Origin of the sequence: Vibrio bivalvicida, assembly GCF_001399455.2 — a bacterium.
In the GTDB taxonomy this organism is placed as follows: domain Bacteria; phylum Pseudomonadota; class Gammaproteobacteria; order Enterobacterales; family Vibrionaceae; genus Vibrio; species Vibrio bivalvicida.
This window is the reverse complement of record NZ_LLEI02000024.1, coordinates 59,462-74,228: the sequence shown is the minus strand read 5'-3', so window position 1 is coordinate 74,228 and position 14,767 is coordinate 59,462. Positions and strand designations below refer to the sequence as shown.

Below are 14,767 nucleotides of genomic sequence, written 5' to 3'. Positions count from 1 at the left end.
ACGGGTGGTTTAGTTTAGGTATTTGGTGTGGTGTTTTCAGGGAGAGAAAATGAGCCGACCATTAAGGGTTGAATTTTCTGGTGCGCTATATCATGTGACATCGCGTGGAAACGCTCGGCAAGCGATTTATTTGGATGAACAAGACTTCCAAATGTTTGTCGAGGTACTAGTGTGAGAAAAATAAATCAGACACCACTTCGGAATTCATTATTCACGGGTCAGTCGTATTGCAAGTAAATCGGGGTCAGGTCTTGCCTTTTGCCTCTTGGGGTTTGTTAGGTGGGTGGTTTAGTTTAGGTATTTGGTGTGGTGTTTTCAGGGAGAGAAAATGAGCCGACCATTAAGGGTTGAATTTTCTGGTGCGCTATATCATGTGACATCGCGTGGAAACGCTCGGCAAGCGATTTATTTGGATGAACAAGACTTCCAAATGTTTGTCGAGGTACTAGTGTGAGAAAAATAAATCAGACACCACTTCGGAATTCATTATTCACGGGTCAGTCGTATTGCAAGTAAATCGGGGTCAGGTCTTGCCTTTTGCCTCTTGGGGTTTGTTAGGTGGGTGGTTTAGTTTAGGTATTTGGTGTGGTGTTTTCAGGGAGAGAAAATGAGCCGACCATTAAGGGTTGAATTTTCTGGTGCGCTATATCATGTGACATCGCGTGGAAACGCTCGGCAAGCGATTTATTTGGATGAACAAGACTTCCAAATATTTGTCGAGGTACTAGTGTGAGAAAAACAAATCGAACACCACTTCGGAATTCATTATTCACGGGTCAGCCGTATTGTGTCAAAACGCAAGACCTGACCCTGATGGTTGTGACATTCACTGAGATCAACGACTCAGAATGAAAAATGAGGCGTTGATACTAACGCCAGATATATTCTATACATCAATGCCTAAATTTCATTGTTTAGGCAGGCTAAAATGAGATTATTATGAAAAAAATACTTAGTTGTTTAGTTTTAAGTGCTGCCGTTTTCTCTTCCAACTTATTTGCTTGGGATGGTGTTCAAAAAGGGAAACTTGGTCAAATTCATGTTACAGATGACGGAAATATGGTTTTTCGAGTTACTTTAGCGAGTGGCATTACAATGTGTGGGAACCAGCATACGTGGGCGTACCTTGACAAGTCGCATAGCAGCTATGATTCCTATGTTAGTGCCTTTTTATCTGCTAAGTTCGCAGGTGCAAATGTAACTATATATACCAATAAAGATGATAGTAGCCAGAGCTACTGTCGAGTCGGATACATTGTTGTCGAGTAGCGAGCAATTTAACAGTGAAAAAATCTAAACGGGATCAGGTCTTGCCTTTTGCCTTTTTGGGATTGTGAGGTGGTTTAGTTTAGGTATTTGGTGTGGTGTTTTCAGGGAGAGAAAATGAGCCGACCATTAAGGGTTGAATTTGCTGGTGCGCTATATCATGTGACATCGCGTGGAAATGCTCGGCAAGCGATTTATTTGGATGAACAAGACTTCCAAATATTTGTCGAGGTACTAGTGTGAGAAAAATAAATCAGACACCACTTTGGAATTCATTATTCACGGGTCAGCCGTATTGTGTCAAAACGCAAGACCTGACCCTGATGGTTTACGTTGTTAAATAAAATAATATTTATAGGTACTATATGAAGGCATTAACTTTCTTAATGGCATTTTGGTCAAGTTTCACTATTGCTGATGAATGCGCAAGTTGGGGATGTATCTCCAAGATTGAACAGCTTTACGTTTCTACTTCTGGAGATATTTATGTTAGCACGCCCTTTAATGAGAAGCTGGCAAATTGCACCCCTGTTTCTGATGTGTACTTCACCTTGAATCCATCATCTTCAAATGCCTCTCAAGTATACTCAGCACTGCTTTCTGCGTATATGTCAGATAAAAGAATTCAAATGAGAGTTGTAGAAGGGCATCCTAGGTGTGAACTCGAGTATGTATTGCTAAATGCTGCTAATAAATAAAAAATCTTTCTAGTTAGTCAATCTAATTAGACCTGACCCCAAAAATTAAGTTATTATTGGTTTATCATGTTTAGAAAAATATTTAATTATGTAGCCTTGATTTTATTTCTGGCCAGTGGCTACTCTGTGGCAGGGACCTCTGTTGAAACTAGTTTGGTAGGTAAAAAAATACAAATCATTTCTACAGGTACACCAAGGGTTTATATTTACGATCTTCCTGTTAATGATGGGTGTAAAGATAGTACGCCAGTTTTAATAATGTCTGGGTTACAAGCTAACCCTTTAGCCAAAGAGATCTATTCTACTTTATTGGCTGCTAAAGCTTCGGGAAAAAGAGTGTTAATACAAACAACGGGCTGTTGGTCTGAGTACTCTACACCAGTAATCACGTCAATGTATTTGTATGATTAGCTTCGAAAGTTAATATGTGTGGGGTCAGCCGTATTATGACTAAGGTTCCGCTGATTGAGAGGTAGAAGGGAAGTAACACAGGGCATTTTTGCAAGCTGTACTCCCTAGACCTAAGAGGCTGAAACATGCCAACGAACAAAAACCGCCACATCATGTGGCGGTTATTGTTTTAAAGGTACTGATCTTCTTCTAGGCAGCGTTGCTCGTCGTAAGCATCATAGCGACCACGCGGACCTTTAAAGTGGATGCTGACAACCATGCCTTTCTCTACAAAGTAACGTAGATTATCGCACGATACTTTTCGTCCCCAAGTTTTTACTGTGCTAGTAAGCCAGTAGTACCCAGAAGGAAGTGATTCCTGAGTTGAAATGATGCCATCATCAGATACTTTAAACCCGTCCCATTCAGCTAGGGCTTTCTGTGCTTCGTTAATAGTTTCCTTGCTAGCTGTCGGTGTCGGAACCTCTGGCGATAGAGTTTGGCAAGCTGATAGAGTTAGCACTGATAGGGCGCTAACAAGTAATGCTTTTAGTTTCATTTGAATCTCTTAATTGTATTTGAATAGACCTAGCCCATAATGAGCGTGCGAATTATATTATAAATGTGTTTTTTGTATATAAGTCCCAGTGGTATTTGTGCGTTCTATCAGTTGGTTTTTGACAGTTGAAGATAAAATTATCTTGTCGATACCGCTTGCCTTTCTTGTCCTGTATTGCACAATACCGCCCCTAACCAAGAAATTTATCAACGCTAGTCTTCGAGTAATGCTGTTAATCATCGATAATTACGACTCTTTTACCTACAACCTGTACCAGTATTTTTGTGAGCTGGGGGCAGAGGTTAAGGTAGTGCGTAATGATGAAATCACGCTTGAACAGATTGCAGCGTTAAATCCTTCCCATTTGGTTATCTCCCCGGGGCCGTGTACGCCCAACGAAGCGGGTATTTCTTTAAGCGTGATTGAACACTTTGCTGGAAAGTTGCCGATTCTTGGTGTTTGTTTGGGCCATCAGGCGATTGCGCAGGTGTTTGGCGGAGAAGTGGTACGTGCTCGACAGGTAATGCATGGCAAAACGTCCCCAATTCGTCACAATGATCGCAGTGTGTTCTCTACACTTAATAATCCGCTAACGGTAACGCGCTACCACTCATTGGTGGTTAAGAACGGCACCTTGCCAGATTGTTTTGAGCTGACCGCTTGGACAGAGCTTGAAGATGGCTCAATGGATGAGATCATGGGCTATCAGCACAAAACCTTGCCGATTGATGCGGTGCAGTTTCATCCTGAGTCGATTAAAACAGAGCAAGGCCATCAGATCCTCGCTAATTTTTTGGCTCGAAAGCCACTTTAAAACGCTCCCTTTGACCGTCTTTTGTTTGGTTAAAGCCTGACTTAGATCACCTTTCTTAACATTTCTTTCATAATTCACCATGCGGATAGTTTGTGAAAAAGTATGCGCAGAGTTTGTCTTGCCTACGCTGCAGCCCTTATCCAAACTATGATTAACCATAGCTTATCTTAGCTATAAGAATATATTGCTTCATAAAACAGGTGGCGTGATGCATAAATACTCAGAGGTAGTGACTATCAGACTCCATAGCGGGCACTAAAAAGAATAAATCACTATTGAAATGGTTAATTAAATGTAAATACAATGCCGTGGTTGCTTTATAGCAAGACAATATCTTATTTCATTGAATAGAAGTAAGGACACCATATTCGCTATGCATGCGGTATCAAGAGGGAATGTGCAATGACTGTAGAAAATAACGTAGAACGCGGTTTGTTTGATGAGGTAATGGTACCTTGTTATAACCCAATGGAAATGATTCCAGTAAAAGGCGAGGGTGCTCGTGTTTGGGATCAGCAAGGTAAGGAATACATCGACTTTGCCGGTGGTATCGCCGTGAGCTGTCTAGGTCATTGTCACCCAGCAATGGTAAATGCGTTAACTGAGCAAGGTCAGAAGCTTTGGCACCTAAGTAACGTAATGACCAACGAACCTGCTCTTCGCTTAGCGAAAAAGCTCACTGAAGTCAGCTTTGCTGAAAAAGTGTTCTTCGCTAACTCGGGTGCCGAGGCAAATGAAGCAGCGCTGAAACTGGCGCGTCGTTATGCGGTAGATAAGTTTGGTCCTGAAAAGTCTGAAATTATCGCTTTTAAACAAGGCTTCCACGGCCGTACTTTCTTTACCGTAACCGTCGGTGGTCAAGCGGCGTACTCTGATGGTTTTGGTCCTAAACCAGGTGATGTGACTCACCTACCATACAATGATGTTGAAGCGCTGCGCGAGCATATCTCTGATCGCACTTGTGCCATCATGATGGAACCACTTCAGGGCGAAGGCGGTATTGTATCTCCAACAGACGAATTTGTTCAGACAGTTCGTGAGCTATGTGACAAGCATAATGCCCTATTGATTTTTGATGAAGTACAGACAGGTAACGGTCGTACTGGTCAGTTCTACGCATACCAAGGTTTGGGTGTGACGCCAGACATCCTAAGCACGGCTAAATCTCTTGGTGGTGGTTTCCCTATCGGCGCAATGCTAACCACTACTGAGCTTTCTAAGCACCTAAAAGTCGGTACTCATGGTTCTACTTACGGTGGCAACCCACTCGCGTGTGCAGTTGCTGAAGCCGTAGTTGATGTTGTCAGTGCACCAGAAACATTGGCTGGTGTTGCAGAGCGTGAAGCCTTGTTCCGTGATGGTTTAGCTAAGCTTAATGATAAGTACAACATGTTCGCGGAAGTTCGCGGCAAAGGTCTTCTTTTAGGTGCTGCGCTTAATGATGAGTGGCAAGGTCGCGCACGTGATGTGTTAGTGGCTGCTGGCAAAGAAGGTCTCATGGTTCTAGTGGCTGGTGCAAACGTGGTTCGTTTCACCCCATCACTAGTGATCAGCACGGAAGAAATTAATGAAGGATTAGCGCGACTAGATAAAGCTCTAGCGACGCTAGTTAAATAAGAAATACCTAGTCTAGTACTCATATCGATATAAACAGTGTCATCCTCAGAGGGAGGCACGACCGAGTTGGGGATCTCTCGCATCGTGTTGAGAGATTCCCTATCACGTTCGTTCCTTACTGTAGGGAATGACAAAAGTGAAAGTAAAAAACGATAACCAATGAGTGCTAGCGCTCACTACATCAGGAGGGAGTTTTGATGCTGGTTGTTCGCCCTATCGCAATGTCGGATTACGATGCGTTACATACATGCGCAGTAGAATCAGGTCATGGATTTACATCTCTACCGGTTAACGAAGAACTGTTAACCAATCGCATTACCCATTCAGAATACAGCTTCACCAAACCGGACGTAAATCAGCCGGGTGATGAAGGCTACCTAATGGTTGGCTTTGATAGCGAAACTGGCGAAGTTGCTGGTTGTACCGGTATTGAAGCATCCATTGGTTGGGATGTGCCATTTTACTCTTACCATATCAGTACCATTGTTCACTCATCGGCTAAGCTGGGTGTTAACAATGTGGTTAAACTGCTGACATTTGGTAATAACTACACCGGCTGCAGTGAAATCTGTACTCTGTTCTTAAGACCTACTTTCCGCCAAGGTTTGAACGGCAGACTGATGTCGAAGTGTCGTTTTCTAATGATGGCAGAACATCCAGAAAGATTCTCTAAAACCGTTTTTGCTGAGATGCGCGGTGTATCGGATGAAGAAGGTAACTCACCGTTTTGGCAATGGCTGCAAGAGCATTTCTTCTCGATTGATTTTACTATGGCGGATTACCTAACGGGTATCGGTAAGAAAGGCTTTATCGCGGATCTTATGCCTAAACTGCCAATCTATATCAACCTATTGAGCAAAGAAGCTCAAGCGGTGATTGGTCAAGTTCATGAAAACACCAAACCTGCTTTACGCCTATTGGAAAAAGAAGGTTTCACTTGCCGTAACTACGTCGATATCTTTGATGGCGGCCCAACGGTTGAGTGTGATGTTCGTAATATCGAATCGGTTCGCCATTCATTCAGAGCGAAGGTGACTGTTGCGGAACACACCAGTTCTCAAGACTACCTAATTTCAAACACTTCGTTTGAAGATTTCCGCGCTGCAGCAGCGAAGGCTGCTTATGATCAAGCTTCAGAGTCGGTGATTTTGTCTCCTGAAGTGGCGAATGCGCTAAAAGTTAACGAAGGCGAATTCGTTCGCATGTTGGCTCAATAGAGCTTTGTATTAAGGAAAATGTGAAGGAACAAGCTATGACACATTGGATTGCGGGCGAATGGGTTGCAGGCCAAGGTGAGTCGATGAACTCACAAAGCCCATACAACAATGAAGTTATCTGGCAAGGCGACAGCGCAACACCGCAGCAAGTTGAGCAAGCGGTATCGGCGGCACGCAGTGCATTCGTTGGTTGGAAGAAATTAAGCTTTGCTGAGCGTGAAGCGATCGTTCTCGCTTTTGCGGAAAAGGTAAAAGAGAACAGCGAGCAAATTGCTGAAATCATCGCTAAAGAAACCGGTAAGCCAATTTGGGAAACACGTACTGAAGCGGCGGCGATGGCGGGTAAGATAGCGATTTCAATTCGAGCTTACCATGACCGTACTGGTGAAGCTCAGCGCGAGGCAGCAGGTAACCAAATCGTCCTTCGTCATCGCCCATTAGGTGTAATGGCGGTGTTCGGTCCATATAACTTCCCAGGACACCTACCAAACGGTCATATCGTGCCTGCGCTACTGGCAGGTAATACCGTGGTATTTAAGCCGTCAGAGCAAACACCGCTAACAGGTGAGTTTGCGATGAAACTGTGGGATCAAGTTGGCCTACCGAAAGGGGTGATTAACCTAGTGCAAGGCGCGAAAGAAACCGGTATTGCGCTGGCTGATTCTAAAGGCTTAGATGGCGTGCTATTCACAGGTAGTGCCAACACGGGCCATATTCTGCATAAGCAATTTGCAGGTCAACCGGGCAAGATGCTAGCGCTCGAAATGGGCGGCAACAACCCTATGGTGATCTCTGAAAATTACGGAGAAGTAGATGCGACCGTCTACACCATCATTCAGTCTGCGTTTATCAGTGCAGGTCAACGTTGTACTTGTGCACGTCGCCTGTATGTTCCAGTGGGTGACAAAGGTGATTTACTGGTCAGCAAGCTAGTTACAGCAACAAGTAAGATTCGTGTCGATCAGCCATTTGCTGAGCCCGCACCATTTATGGGGCCTCAGATCTCTAAAGCCGCTGCTGACTTTATTCTTGCTGCTCAAGCAAATCTACAAACGCTAGGTGGCGAGAGCTTAATTGAAGCTAAAGCCGGAGAAGCCGCGTTTGTAACACCAGGCATCATTGATGTTACTGCGATTGCAGAGCTGCCAGATGAAGAGTACTTCGGCCCGTTATTGCAAGTGGTGCGCTACCACGGTCTAGAGAAAGCGGTTGAGTTAGCCAACGATACTCGCTTTGGTCTATCAGCAGGCTTGGTTTCTACTGACGACGGTGAGTGGGAGTACTTTGTTGACCATATTCGCGCAGGCATCGTAAACCGCAATCGCCAGTTAACAGGTGCAAGCGGTGACGCACCATTTGGTGGCCCGGGTGCATCGGGCAACTTACGCCCAAGTGCTTACTACGCAGCAGATTACTGTGCTTACCCTATGGCTTCGATGGAAGGGGGAGAAACACTTCTTCCTGCGACCTTAAGCCCAGGTGTAGAACTATAAAATATAATTAAATTTTAGGGATTTCCCTTCTAGCCTCCCCCGAGCCGGGAGGCATTTTAAACGTCACAGGTTGAAGGCTATCTAATCAAACTTTCTGGACACATTTGGTTAGATGGCCTTTTTTATAATTAAACATATAACTACTGATACTCCATTTACGTAAACCACCCTTACAAGGAGGCGTTATGACGCCAGATGTTTTATTCCAACAGTTATGGAATGACTATATTCAACGCTTATGTCCCTCTGCTGAACAAGTCCACCAACTTCTGCAAGAAGATGAAGCGCTGATCAATGATCACATTGCTCTGCGTACTTTCAATGTAGAACCGCTGGGCATTGCTACGCTTGCACAACCATTCTTAGACGTAGGCTACAAGCCATGCGGTGACTATGTGTTTGAGAGTAAGAAGCTGGTGGCTAAACACTTTGAGCACCCAGATCCAAAACAGCCGAAAGTATTTATCAGCGAACTGAAAGTTGAAGAGTGCTCTGCACAGCTACAAGCTATCGTCGCTAAACTTGTCGAGCAGTTGGACACCAGTAAGCTAAAAGGTCATGAGTTCTTGTATGGTGGTCGTTTGTGGGACATTAGCTTTGCTGACTTCCAGACGCTAGCTAAAGAGAGTGAGTACGCTTCTTGGCTGGCAGCGCATGGTTATGGTGCTAATCACTTTACCGTAAGCGTCAATCAGCTCAATGCGTTTGAAGAAGTAAAAGGTGTCAATGACCATCTACGCGATTCCGGCTTTACCATCAATGAGTTTGGTGGTGAAGTGAAAGGCTCTCCTGATGTATTGTTAGAGCAATCGTCAACTATGGCTGATAAGGTCGAGGTGACCTTTACTGAGGGCAGTGAGGTTATCCCTGGTGGCTTCTACGAGTTTGCTAAGCGCTACCCAATGAGTAATGGTGAACTTTACCCAGGGTTTGTTGCAGCCTCTGCTGATAAGATCTTCGAAAGTACTAACGGGTAGAGATAAGAGTCGAGATTCGGGCTTCGCCCTGCGAGAGTTTAGAACGGGCTGCGCCTTTCGAGAGGGTGGGGTCTAATGGTGATGCGATGGAGCCTTAAGTCCTCAAGGTTTTGACAAAACGAGCCCTTAATAAGCCATAATTTTCTCGATTCTCGATAAACAAAAAGCCACCAATGTCTCCATTGGTGGCTTTGAAAATTTTAGCGGTTAATCGAAATTAACGAGTGCCGTAAACAACGATTGTTTTACCGTGGGCAGAAATTAGGTTCTGCTCTTCTAGCATCTTCAGAATACGACCTACTGTTTCACGAGAACAGCCAACGATCTGGCCGATTTCCTGACGAGTGATCTTAATCTGCATGCCATCTGGGTGAGTCATCGCATCTGGTTGCTTCGCTAGGTTTAATAGCGTTTGAGCAATACGGCCAGTTACGTCTAGGAATGCTAGGTCACCTACTTTTTGGCTAGTCACTTGTAGGCGACTTGCCATTTGCGATGAAAGGCGCATTAGGATGTCTGGGTTTACTTGGATAAGTTGACGGAATTTCTTAAACGAGATTTCCGCAACTTCACAAGGAGATTTAGCACGAACCCATGCTGTACGCTCTTGGTCTTCTTCGAATAGACCAAGTTCACCGATAAAGTCACCTTGGTTTAGGTAAGAAAGGATCATTTCCTTACCTTCTTCGTCTTTAATAAGAACCGCTACTGAACCTTTAACAATGTAGTACAAAGTTTCAGCCTTCTCGCCCGCGTGAATAAGCGTGCTTTTTGAAGGGTACTTATGAATATGACAATGTGACAGAAACCACTCTAATGTTGGGTCGGTTTGAGGTTTACCTAGAACCATAATATCTCACTTCCTCTGCAGGGTACGCTTGCCGCTTTCCATATTTTAGCTAAGCCTTAATCAAGACCTACTAGGATAAGAGCACTTTACAAATGCTGCAAGCCAACTTGTGTTTCGGTAAGAAATAGTATCCTTTTTCGAAAACGATTTCTTGATTTTAATCGGGTACAACTGGGGTTTTAGTACGCAAAACTGTGCACATGATCACGGTATGAAAAGTAATCGTGTTCTAGCTGTGAGTTTTAGCCAATTTTACCCGTTTCAATGAGCTGTTGGAGTATCGGACGTACGATAAGCTCCATTGCAAAACTCATCTTGCCGCCTGGCACAACGATTGTGTTGTGACGTGACATAAATGAACCATCAATCATTGCCAGTAGATATGGGTAATCGACGTTTTTAATTCCTCGTAATCGGATTACAACAAAACTTTCATCTAAACTCGGAATACCTTTGGCGTTGAGTGGGTTAGATGTATCTACGGTCGGTACGCGTTGAAAGTTAATGTGAGTGCGAGAAAACTGCGGTGTGATGTAGTTCAGGTAGTCATCCATTGAGCGAACGATAGAGTCCATCACAGCTTCACGCGAATGACCTCGATCGCGCGTATCACGGACGAATTTCTGAATCCATTCAAGGTTAACGATAGGCACCATGCCAATCAGAAAATCAACATGCTGAGATACGTTGACCTCGCCATCGACGACACCACCATGCAGGCCTTCATAAAACAGCACGTCGGAGTTTTCTGGTAGATCTTGCCAAGGCGTAAAGGTACCCGGCATTTGGTTGTATGGAACAGCTTCATCAAACGTGTGTAGGTAACGACGAATTTGCCCAATACCTTCTTGGCCGTATTTGCGGAAGAATTCCTCAAGGCCATGGAAGTCGTTCGCTTGGGGGCCAAAGTAACTGATATGGCGACCTTGCTCTCGTGCCTTACGGATTTCGACATCCATCTCAGGGCGCGTGAAGCGGTGGAAGCTGTCTCCTTCAACCCATGCGGGTTTGACGTTCATCATGTTGAACATCTTGCGGAATGCTTCTGAAGTGGTTGTGGTACCGGCGCCTGATGAACCAGTCACCGCAATAATTGGGTGTTTTGCTGACATGACAAACCTTGTCGTAATCTAATCCTTTAAACGAAAACCACTATAGCACGCTTTAGTGGCTAATCACTGTATGCGATGCGTTAAAGTTTTCGCTTAAGTTGAATATCGACGGTTTCATGCAGCTCTGAAAATACCACAACCGCTTCACCAGACTCTAACTGTGTACGTATCTGGTCAATTTTGTCTTGCAGTGACACCTCAACATCTCCGTAGTCTGTCCCTTCGCGTAGGACAAACTCTCGAATGAGATTTTCCAGTGTCTCTGGCTCGATTTGTTGCCATGGAATGATCATAAATACCTCTTTATTTTATGATTAAGACGCAGGTGATGGGTTAGGCCGAAACAGCCAAGCTTTCATAGTAAGATGGCAGAGCTTCTTCGAGCCAAAACCTTGGTTTTAGTGCACTGCCAGTGACAAATCCGACATGCCCACCTTGCTCGAATAGTCGATAGTCAATGTTATCGGGTAAGACGTATTTAGGGATGACAGCGTCAGTCATAAACGGATCATCTTTCGCGTGGATGATCTGGGTTGGTAGGGTGATTTCCTTAAGGCGATGGATTCCCGAGCAGCGCTGGTAATAATCTTCGGCATCTTTGAAACCGTGAAGTGGGGCGGTAATCAGATCATCAAACTCGTACAGCTTAGTAACCCGTTTGATGTGCTGATAACTCAAACCAAGCTCACCTTTTAATAGGTGGTGTTTTTGCAGCGCACTTTTTTTCAGTGACGACAGCAGGTAGTTTTTATACAGCTTGGAGAAACCCTGTTCGATACGCTCAGAGCAAGCAGAAAGATCCAGTGGGGCAGAGACTATGGTCGCAGCATCAATCAAAGGCTCTTGATTGTATTTAGCTAGGTAGTTCGCCAGCATATTACCACCCAGAGAGATCCCGACTGCCACTTTGGTTTGTTGTGGGAACAGGGAATTAAGCTGCTTAAGGAACAAACGTGCATCTTCAACTTCACCAGAGTGATAGGCGCGGGCGAGCTTGTTCGGTTTACCGCTACAGCCACGAAAGTGCATCATCACAGACAGCCAACCCTGTTTGGCAAACGCATCCATCAATCCATTAGCGTAAGGGCTGTAAAAGCATCCTTCTAAACCGTGGAATAAGACAAAGATGGGTTTGTCTTTTACTGAATTGTCATTGATATCTTCACTCCAAGCGATATCGAGAAAATCCCCATCTGGCGTATCTAAGGTTTGCCAAATCGGTTCAAACAACGCTTTTTTACGAATAAAGCGCGGGGCAAGAGTTTGTAGATGCGGATTGGCTAACCCTTTAGCGGCAACAAAATGAGTCATAAAGGCTCTCTAGAGATTGGCGATATTATCGATAGGTTCAGCAAAAGCCTCATACAGTTGCTCACCGCCCAATTGGCGGCAGTAACGCAAGGTAAGAGGTTCGGCATGATTGAGTTCTAATTCTATTCCATTGATGCAATCGACAAGATCAGATTGCTGCTGTTTTTCTAATTGCAGCTCAAATTGTAGCGATTCACGATACAAGGTATCTGGAAGGTGGAGCTTTAGTTTACGTCTTAGCTCGCGGTAACTGTGCAGTAAGGCTTCTGAGCGGCCAAGGCACTCTTCGACCTTGTGCCAGTCTTGTTCTTGAAAGCAGACCTGCTGCTCATCAAGCCATTTGAGCAGCAGCAGAAGATTGACGTTACCTTTGAAATGGTTTTGCAGGTGAAGGCACGCCTCTTTTACTTCTCGCACACTGTAGTACTGCAAGCTAAATTGCCACAAACGTTCCAGTGTTAAAGAAATAACGACGTGCTTTGAACTCATTGGCTATTGAACTCCTGCTCCATATTCTCTAGCTCTTCTTGCAGAGCCATCCATTCCATTTCGACGTCTTCTAGCTCACTTTTGCTATCGGCCTGAATCGCTAACACTTCGTTAAGTTTAGCTTTATTTTCGGCATCATAAAGTGAGTTGTCTGATAATTGCGTTTCTGCTTCCGCCAGTTTAGTGCCCAACTTATCCATTTTTGTTTCAAGTTTTGTCAGGTTTTTGCGAATTGGTGCTGTTTGCTTGCGGAACTCTGCCTCACGACGTTTTTGATCTTTCTTTGCCGCGGCACTATTCTCTGAGCTTTTTTCTGGTTGTTGAGCTTGTGCTTCTCGGCGCTCTGCTTTTTGTTGTTCTGTCAGCCACTTGTAATAATCATTAAGGTCACCATCAAACGGTGCGACTTGGCGGTCGTGAACTAGGTACAAGTCGTCGGTTGTTGCGCGTAACAGGTAACGGTCATGCGATACAATCACCATTGCCCCTTCGAAGGTTTGCAGTGCCATTGTCAGTGCTTGACGCATATCCAGATCAAGGTGGTTGGTCGGTTCATCGAGCAGTAACAAATTAGGTTTTTGCCATACAACCAACGCCAGTACTAAGCGAGCTTTTTCGCCACCAGAAAAGGGTGCTACTTTCTCAAGCGCTTTCTCACCTTGGAAGCCAAAGCTACCCAGATAGTTACGCAGTTCAAGCTCGTTCTTATCTGGGGCTATTTGCATCATGTGTTGAAGCGGCGTTTCTTCTGGGTGCAGAGTTTCCAACTGGTGCTGAGCAAAATAGCCAATCTTAACCCCTTGTGAATACGTCAGATCACCACCTTGAGGGTTAAGCTCGCCAGACAGCAGCTTGATTAGGGTCGACTTACCCGCACCATTGCGACCCAGCAGACCGATGCGGCTACCAGGGACTAGGTTAAGGCGAATTTTGTCTAGAATCAGGTTATCACCATAGCCTGCCGAGACTTCATCCATCATGATAATGGGGTTTGGTAGCGCATCTGGCTGTCTAAACTGAAAGCTAAATGGGTTATCAAGCTGAGCAGGAAGCACTTTCTCCATTCGTTCCAGCGCCTTAATTCGGCTTTGTGCTTGGCGAGCTTTGGAAGCTTTATAGCGGAAGCGGTCAATATAACTTTGCATATGCGACATTTGCTTTTGCTGCTTCTCAAACTGAGCTTGTTGTAGAATCAGCTTTTGTGCACGCTGTTCTTCAAATGAAGAGTAGTTACCAGTGTATTCATTGAGCTGTTGGTTCTCGACATGAATGACACGAGCCACGATAGGATCTAAGAAATCGCGGTCGTGTGAAATAAGCATTAGTGTGCCCGGGTAGTTTTGTAGCCAACGTTCTAGCCACATTACGGCATCAAGATCTAAGTGGTTGGTCGGCTCATCGAGGAGCAAAAGATCAGAGCGACAAAGCAGTGCTTGTGCAAGGTTTAGACGCATACGCCAACCACCCGAAAACTGAGTCAGGTTCCAGCTCATCTGTTGTTGGCTAAAGCCTAAACCGTCAAGCAGCTCAGCAGCACGCGCGCGGATACTGTAGCCGCCGATGGTTTCTATCTTGCCGTGGATTTCTGCAACTAACGTCCCGTTGTCTTTCTCTTCTGCTGTCACTAGATCCGCTTCAAGACGGCGATACTCGCGATCACCATCAATAACGTACTCTATAGCGCTGCGTTCTAAAGCAGGGGTTTCTTGCGCCACCCACGCCATCTCCCAATGGGTAGGCTTACTAAAATTTCCTGCATCAATAGAGAGTTCGTCTTTAATTAAGGCGAAAAGGGTCGATTTACCACAACCGTTTTTGCCAACTAGACCAACTTTATCGCCTGGGTGAATGGTCGCAGAAGCTTGGTCGAGAAGTGGCTTGCCACCTCGAAGAAGCTGGATGCCAGAGAAGGTAATCATAATCTTTTGCTTTGTCTTTGCTCGTATTGCGACGAATAGTAGGGTAGTTAACGAG

Annotated in this window: 19 protein-coding genes; 12 read left to right on the top strand and 7 right to left on the bottom strand. The window is 44.9% G+C overall.

Annotated features, from left to right (window positions below):
• The first annotated feature begins 49 nt into the window (after positions 1-49).
• The 7 genes from APB76_RS23400 to APB76_RS09475 all read left to right on the top strand — a co-directional run bounded on the left by APB76_RS23400 (position 50) and on the right by APB76_RS09475 (position 2,375).
• Positions 50-175: a hypothetical protein gene (locus APB76_RS23400; RefSeq protein ID WP_269085108.1), complete on the top strand. Its 126-nt coding sequence runs from the start codon at positions 50-52 to the stop codon at positions 173-175.
• 153 nt (positions 176-328) lie between these two features.
• Complete coding sequence (locus APB76_RS23395; protein WP_269085108.1) at positions 329-454, top strand: hypothetical protein; 126 nt, start codon at positions 329-331, stop codon at positions 452-454.
• A gap of 153 nt (positions 455-607) precedes the next feature.
• Entirely contained in the window at positions 608-733 is a 126-nt protein-coding gene (locus APB76_RS23390; protein WP_269085107.1) for a hypothetical protein, read from the top strand.
• Positions 734-939: 206 nt separating this feature from the next.
• On the top strand, positions 940-1,269 hold the full coding sequence (locus APB76_RS09485) for a hypothetical protein (RefSeq protein ID WP_054962905.1): 330 nt from the start codon (positions 940-942) through the stop codon (positions 1,267-1,269).
• Positions 1,270-1,383: 114 nt separating this feature from the next.
• Positions 1,384-1,509, top strand: coding sequence for a hypothetical protein (locus APB76_RS23385; protein WP_269085106.1), 126 nt, complete (start codon positions 1,384-1,386; stop codon positions 1,507-1,509).
• Positions 1,510-1,631: 122 nt separating this feature from the next.
• On the top strand, positions 1,632-1,964 hold the full coding sequence (locus APB76_RS09480) for a hypothetical protein (protein WP_049844251.1): 333 nt from the start codon (positions 1,632-1,634) through the stop codon (positions 1,962-1,964).
• 66 nt (positions 1,965-2,030) lie between these two features.
• Positions 2,031-2,375 carry a hypothetical protein gene (locus APB76_RS09475; RefSeq protein ID WP_054962906.1) on the top strand — a complete coding sequence of 115 codons (345 nt, stop codon included), beginning with the start codon at positions 2,031-2,033 and terminating at the stop codon, positions 2,373-2,375.
• 169 nt (positions 2,376-2,544) lie between these two features.
• On the opposite strand, the gene APB76_RS09470 is transcribed toward APB76_RS09475, so the two are convergent.
• The gene (locus APB76_RS09470; RefSeq protein WP_049844253.1) at positions 2,545-2,913 is read right to left on the bottom strand and encodes a hypothetical protein; all 369 of its coding nucleotides are present in this window, start codon (positions 2,911-2,913) and stop codon (positions 2,545-2,547) included.
• 226 nt (positions 2,914-3,139) lie between these two features.
• On the opposite strand from APB76_RS09470, the gene APB76_RS09465 reads away from it, so the two are divergent.
• The 5 genes from APB76_RS09465 (at position 3,140) to APB76_RS09445 (ending at position 9,031) form a co-directional block, all read left to right on the top strand.
• Entirely contained in the window at positions 3,140-3,727 is a 588-nt protein-coding gene (locus APB76_RS09465; RefSeq protein ID WP_054962907.1) for an aminodeoxychorismate/anthranilate synthase component II, read from the top strand.
• Between the two features lie 402 nt (positions 3,728-4,129).
• Positions 4,130-5,344: an aspartate aminotransferase family protein gene (locus APB76_RS09460; RefSeq protein WP_054962908.1), complete on the top strand. Its 1,215-nt coding sequence runs from the start codon at positions 4,130-4,132 to the stop codon at positions 5,342-5,344.
• Between the two features lie 197 nt (positions 5,345-5,541).
• Positions 5,542-6,561 carry an arginine N-succinyltransferase gene (gene astA, locus APB76_RS09455; RefSeq protein ID WP_054962909.1) on the top strand — a complete coding sequence of 340 codons (1,020 nt, stop codon included), beginning with the start codon at positions 5,542-5,544 and terminating at the stop codon, positions 6,559-6,561.
• Between the two features lie 35 nt (positions 6,562-6,596).
• Positions 6,597-8,054, top strand: coding sequence for a succinylglutamate-semialdehyde dehydrogenase (gene astD / locus APB76_RS09450; protein WP_054962910.1), 1,458 nt, complete (start codon positions 6,597-6,599; stop codon positions 8,052-8,054).
• 185 nt (positions 8,055-8,239) lie between these two features.
• Positions 8,240-9,031: a DUF1338 domain-containing protein gene (locus APB76_RS09445; RefSeq protein ID WP_054962911.1), complete on the top strand. Its 792-nt coding sequence runs from the start codon at positions 8,240-8,242 to the stop codon at positions 9,029-9,031.
• A gap of 217 nt (positions 9,032-9,248) precedes the next feature.
• On the opposite strand, the gene crp is transcribed toward APB76_RS09445, so the two are convergent.
• The 6 genes from crp to APB76_RS09415 form a co-directional block, all read right to left on the bottom strand.
• The gene (gene crp / locus APB76_RS09440; protein WP_009602948.1) at positions 9,249-9,881 is read right to left on the bottom strand and encodes a cAMP-activated global transcriptional regulator CRP; all 633 of its coding nucleotides are present in this window, start codon (positions 9,879-9,881) and stop codon (positions 9,249-9,251) included.
• Between the two features lie 242 nt (positions 9,882-10,123).
• A complete protein-coding gene (locus tag APB76_RS09435; RefSeq protein ID WP_054962912.1) occupies positions 10,124-10,993 on the bottom strand; it encodes a phosphoribulokinase in 870 nt (289 codons plus the stop codon).
• Positions 10,994-11,073: 80 nt separating this feature from the next.
• On the bottom strand, positions 11,074-11,286 hold the full coding sequence (locus tag APB76_RS09430; RefSeq protein WP_049844260.1) for a YheU family protein: 213 nt from the start codon (positions 11,284-11,286) through the stop codon (positions 11,074-11,076).
• A 40-nt stretch (positions 11,287-11,326) separates the two neighbouring features.
• Positions 11,327-12,304, bottom strand: coding sequence for a hydrolase (locus APB76_RS09425; protein WP_054962913.1), 978 nt, complete (start codon positions 12,302-12,304; stop codon positions 11,327-11,329).
• 9 nt (positions 12,305-12,313) lie between these two features.
• Positions 12,314-12,793 carry a TIGR02444 family protein gene (locus tag APB76_RS09420; RefSeq protein WP_049844262.1) on the bottom strand — a complete coding sequence of 160 codons (480 nt, stop codon included), beginning with the start codon at positions 12,791-12,793 and terminating at the stop codon, positions 12,314-12,316.
• Positions 12,790-14,712: an ABC transporter ATP-binding protein gene (locus APB76_RS09415; RefSeq protein WP_054962914.1), complete on the bottom strand. Its 1,923-nt coding sequence runs from the start codon at positions 14,710-14,712 to the stop codon at positions 12,790-12,792. The genes APB76_RS09420 and APB76_RS09415 overlap by 4 nt, the downstream gene beginning before the upstream one ends.
• Positions 14,713-14,767: the final 55 nt, after the last annotated feature.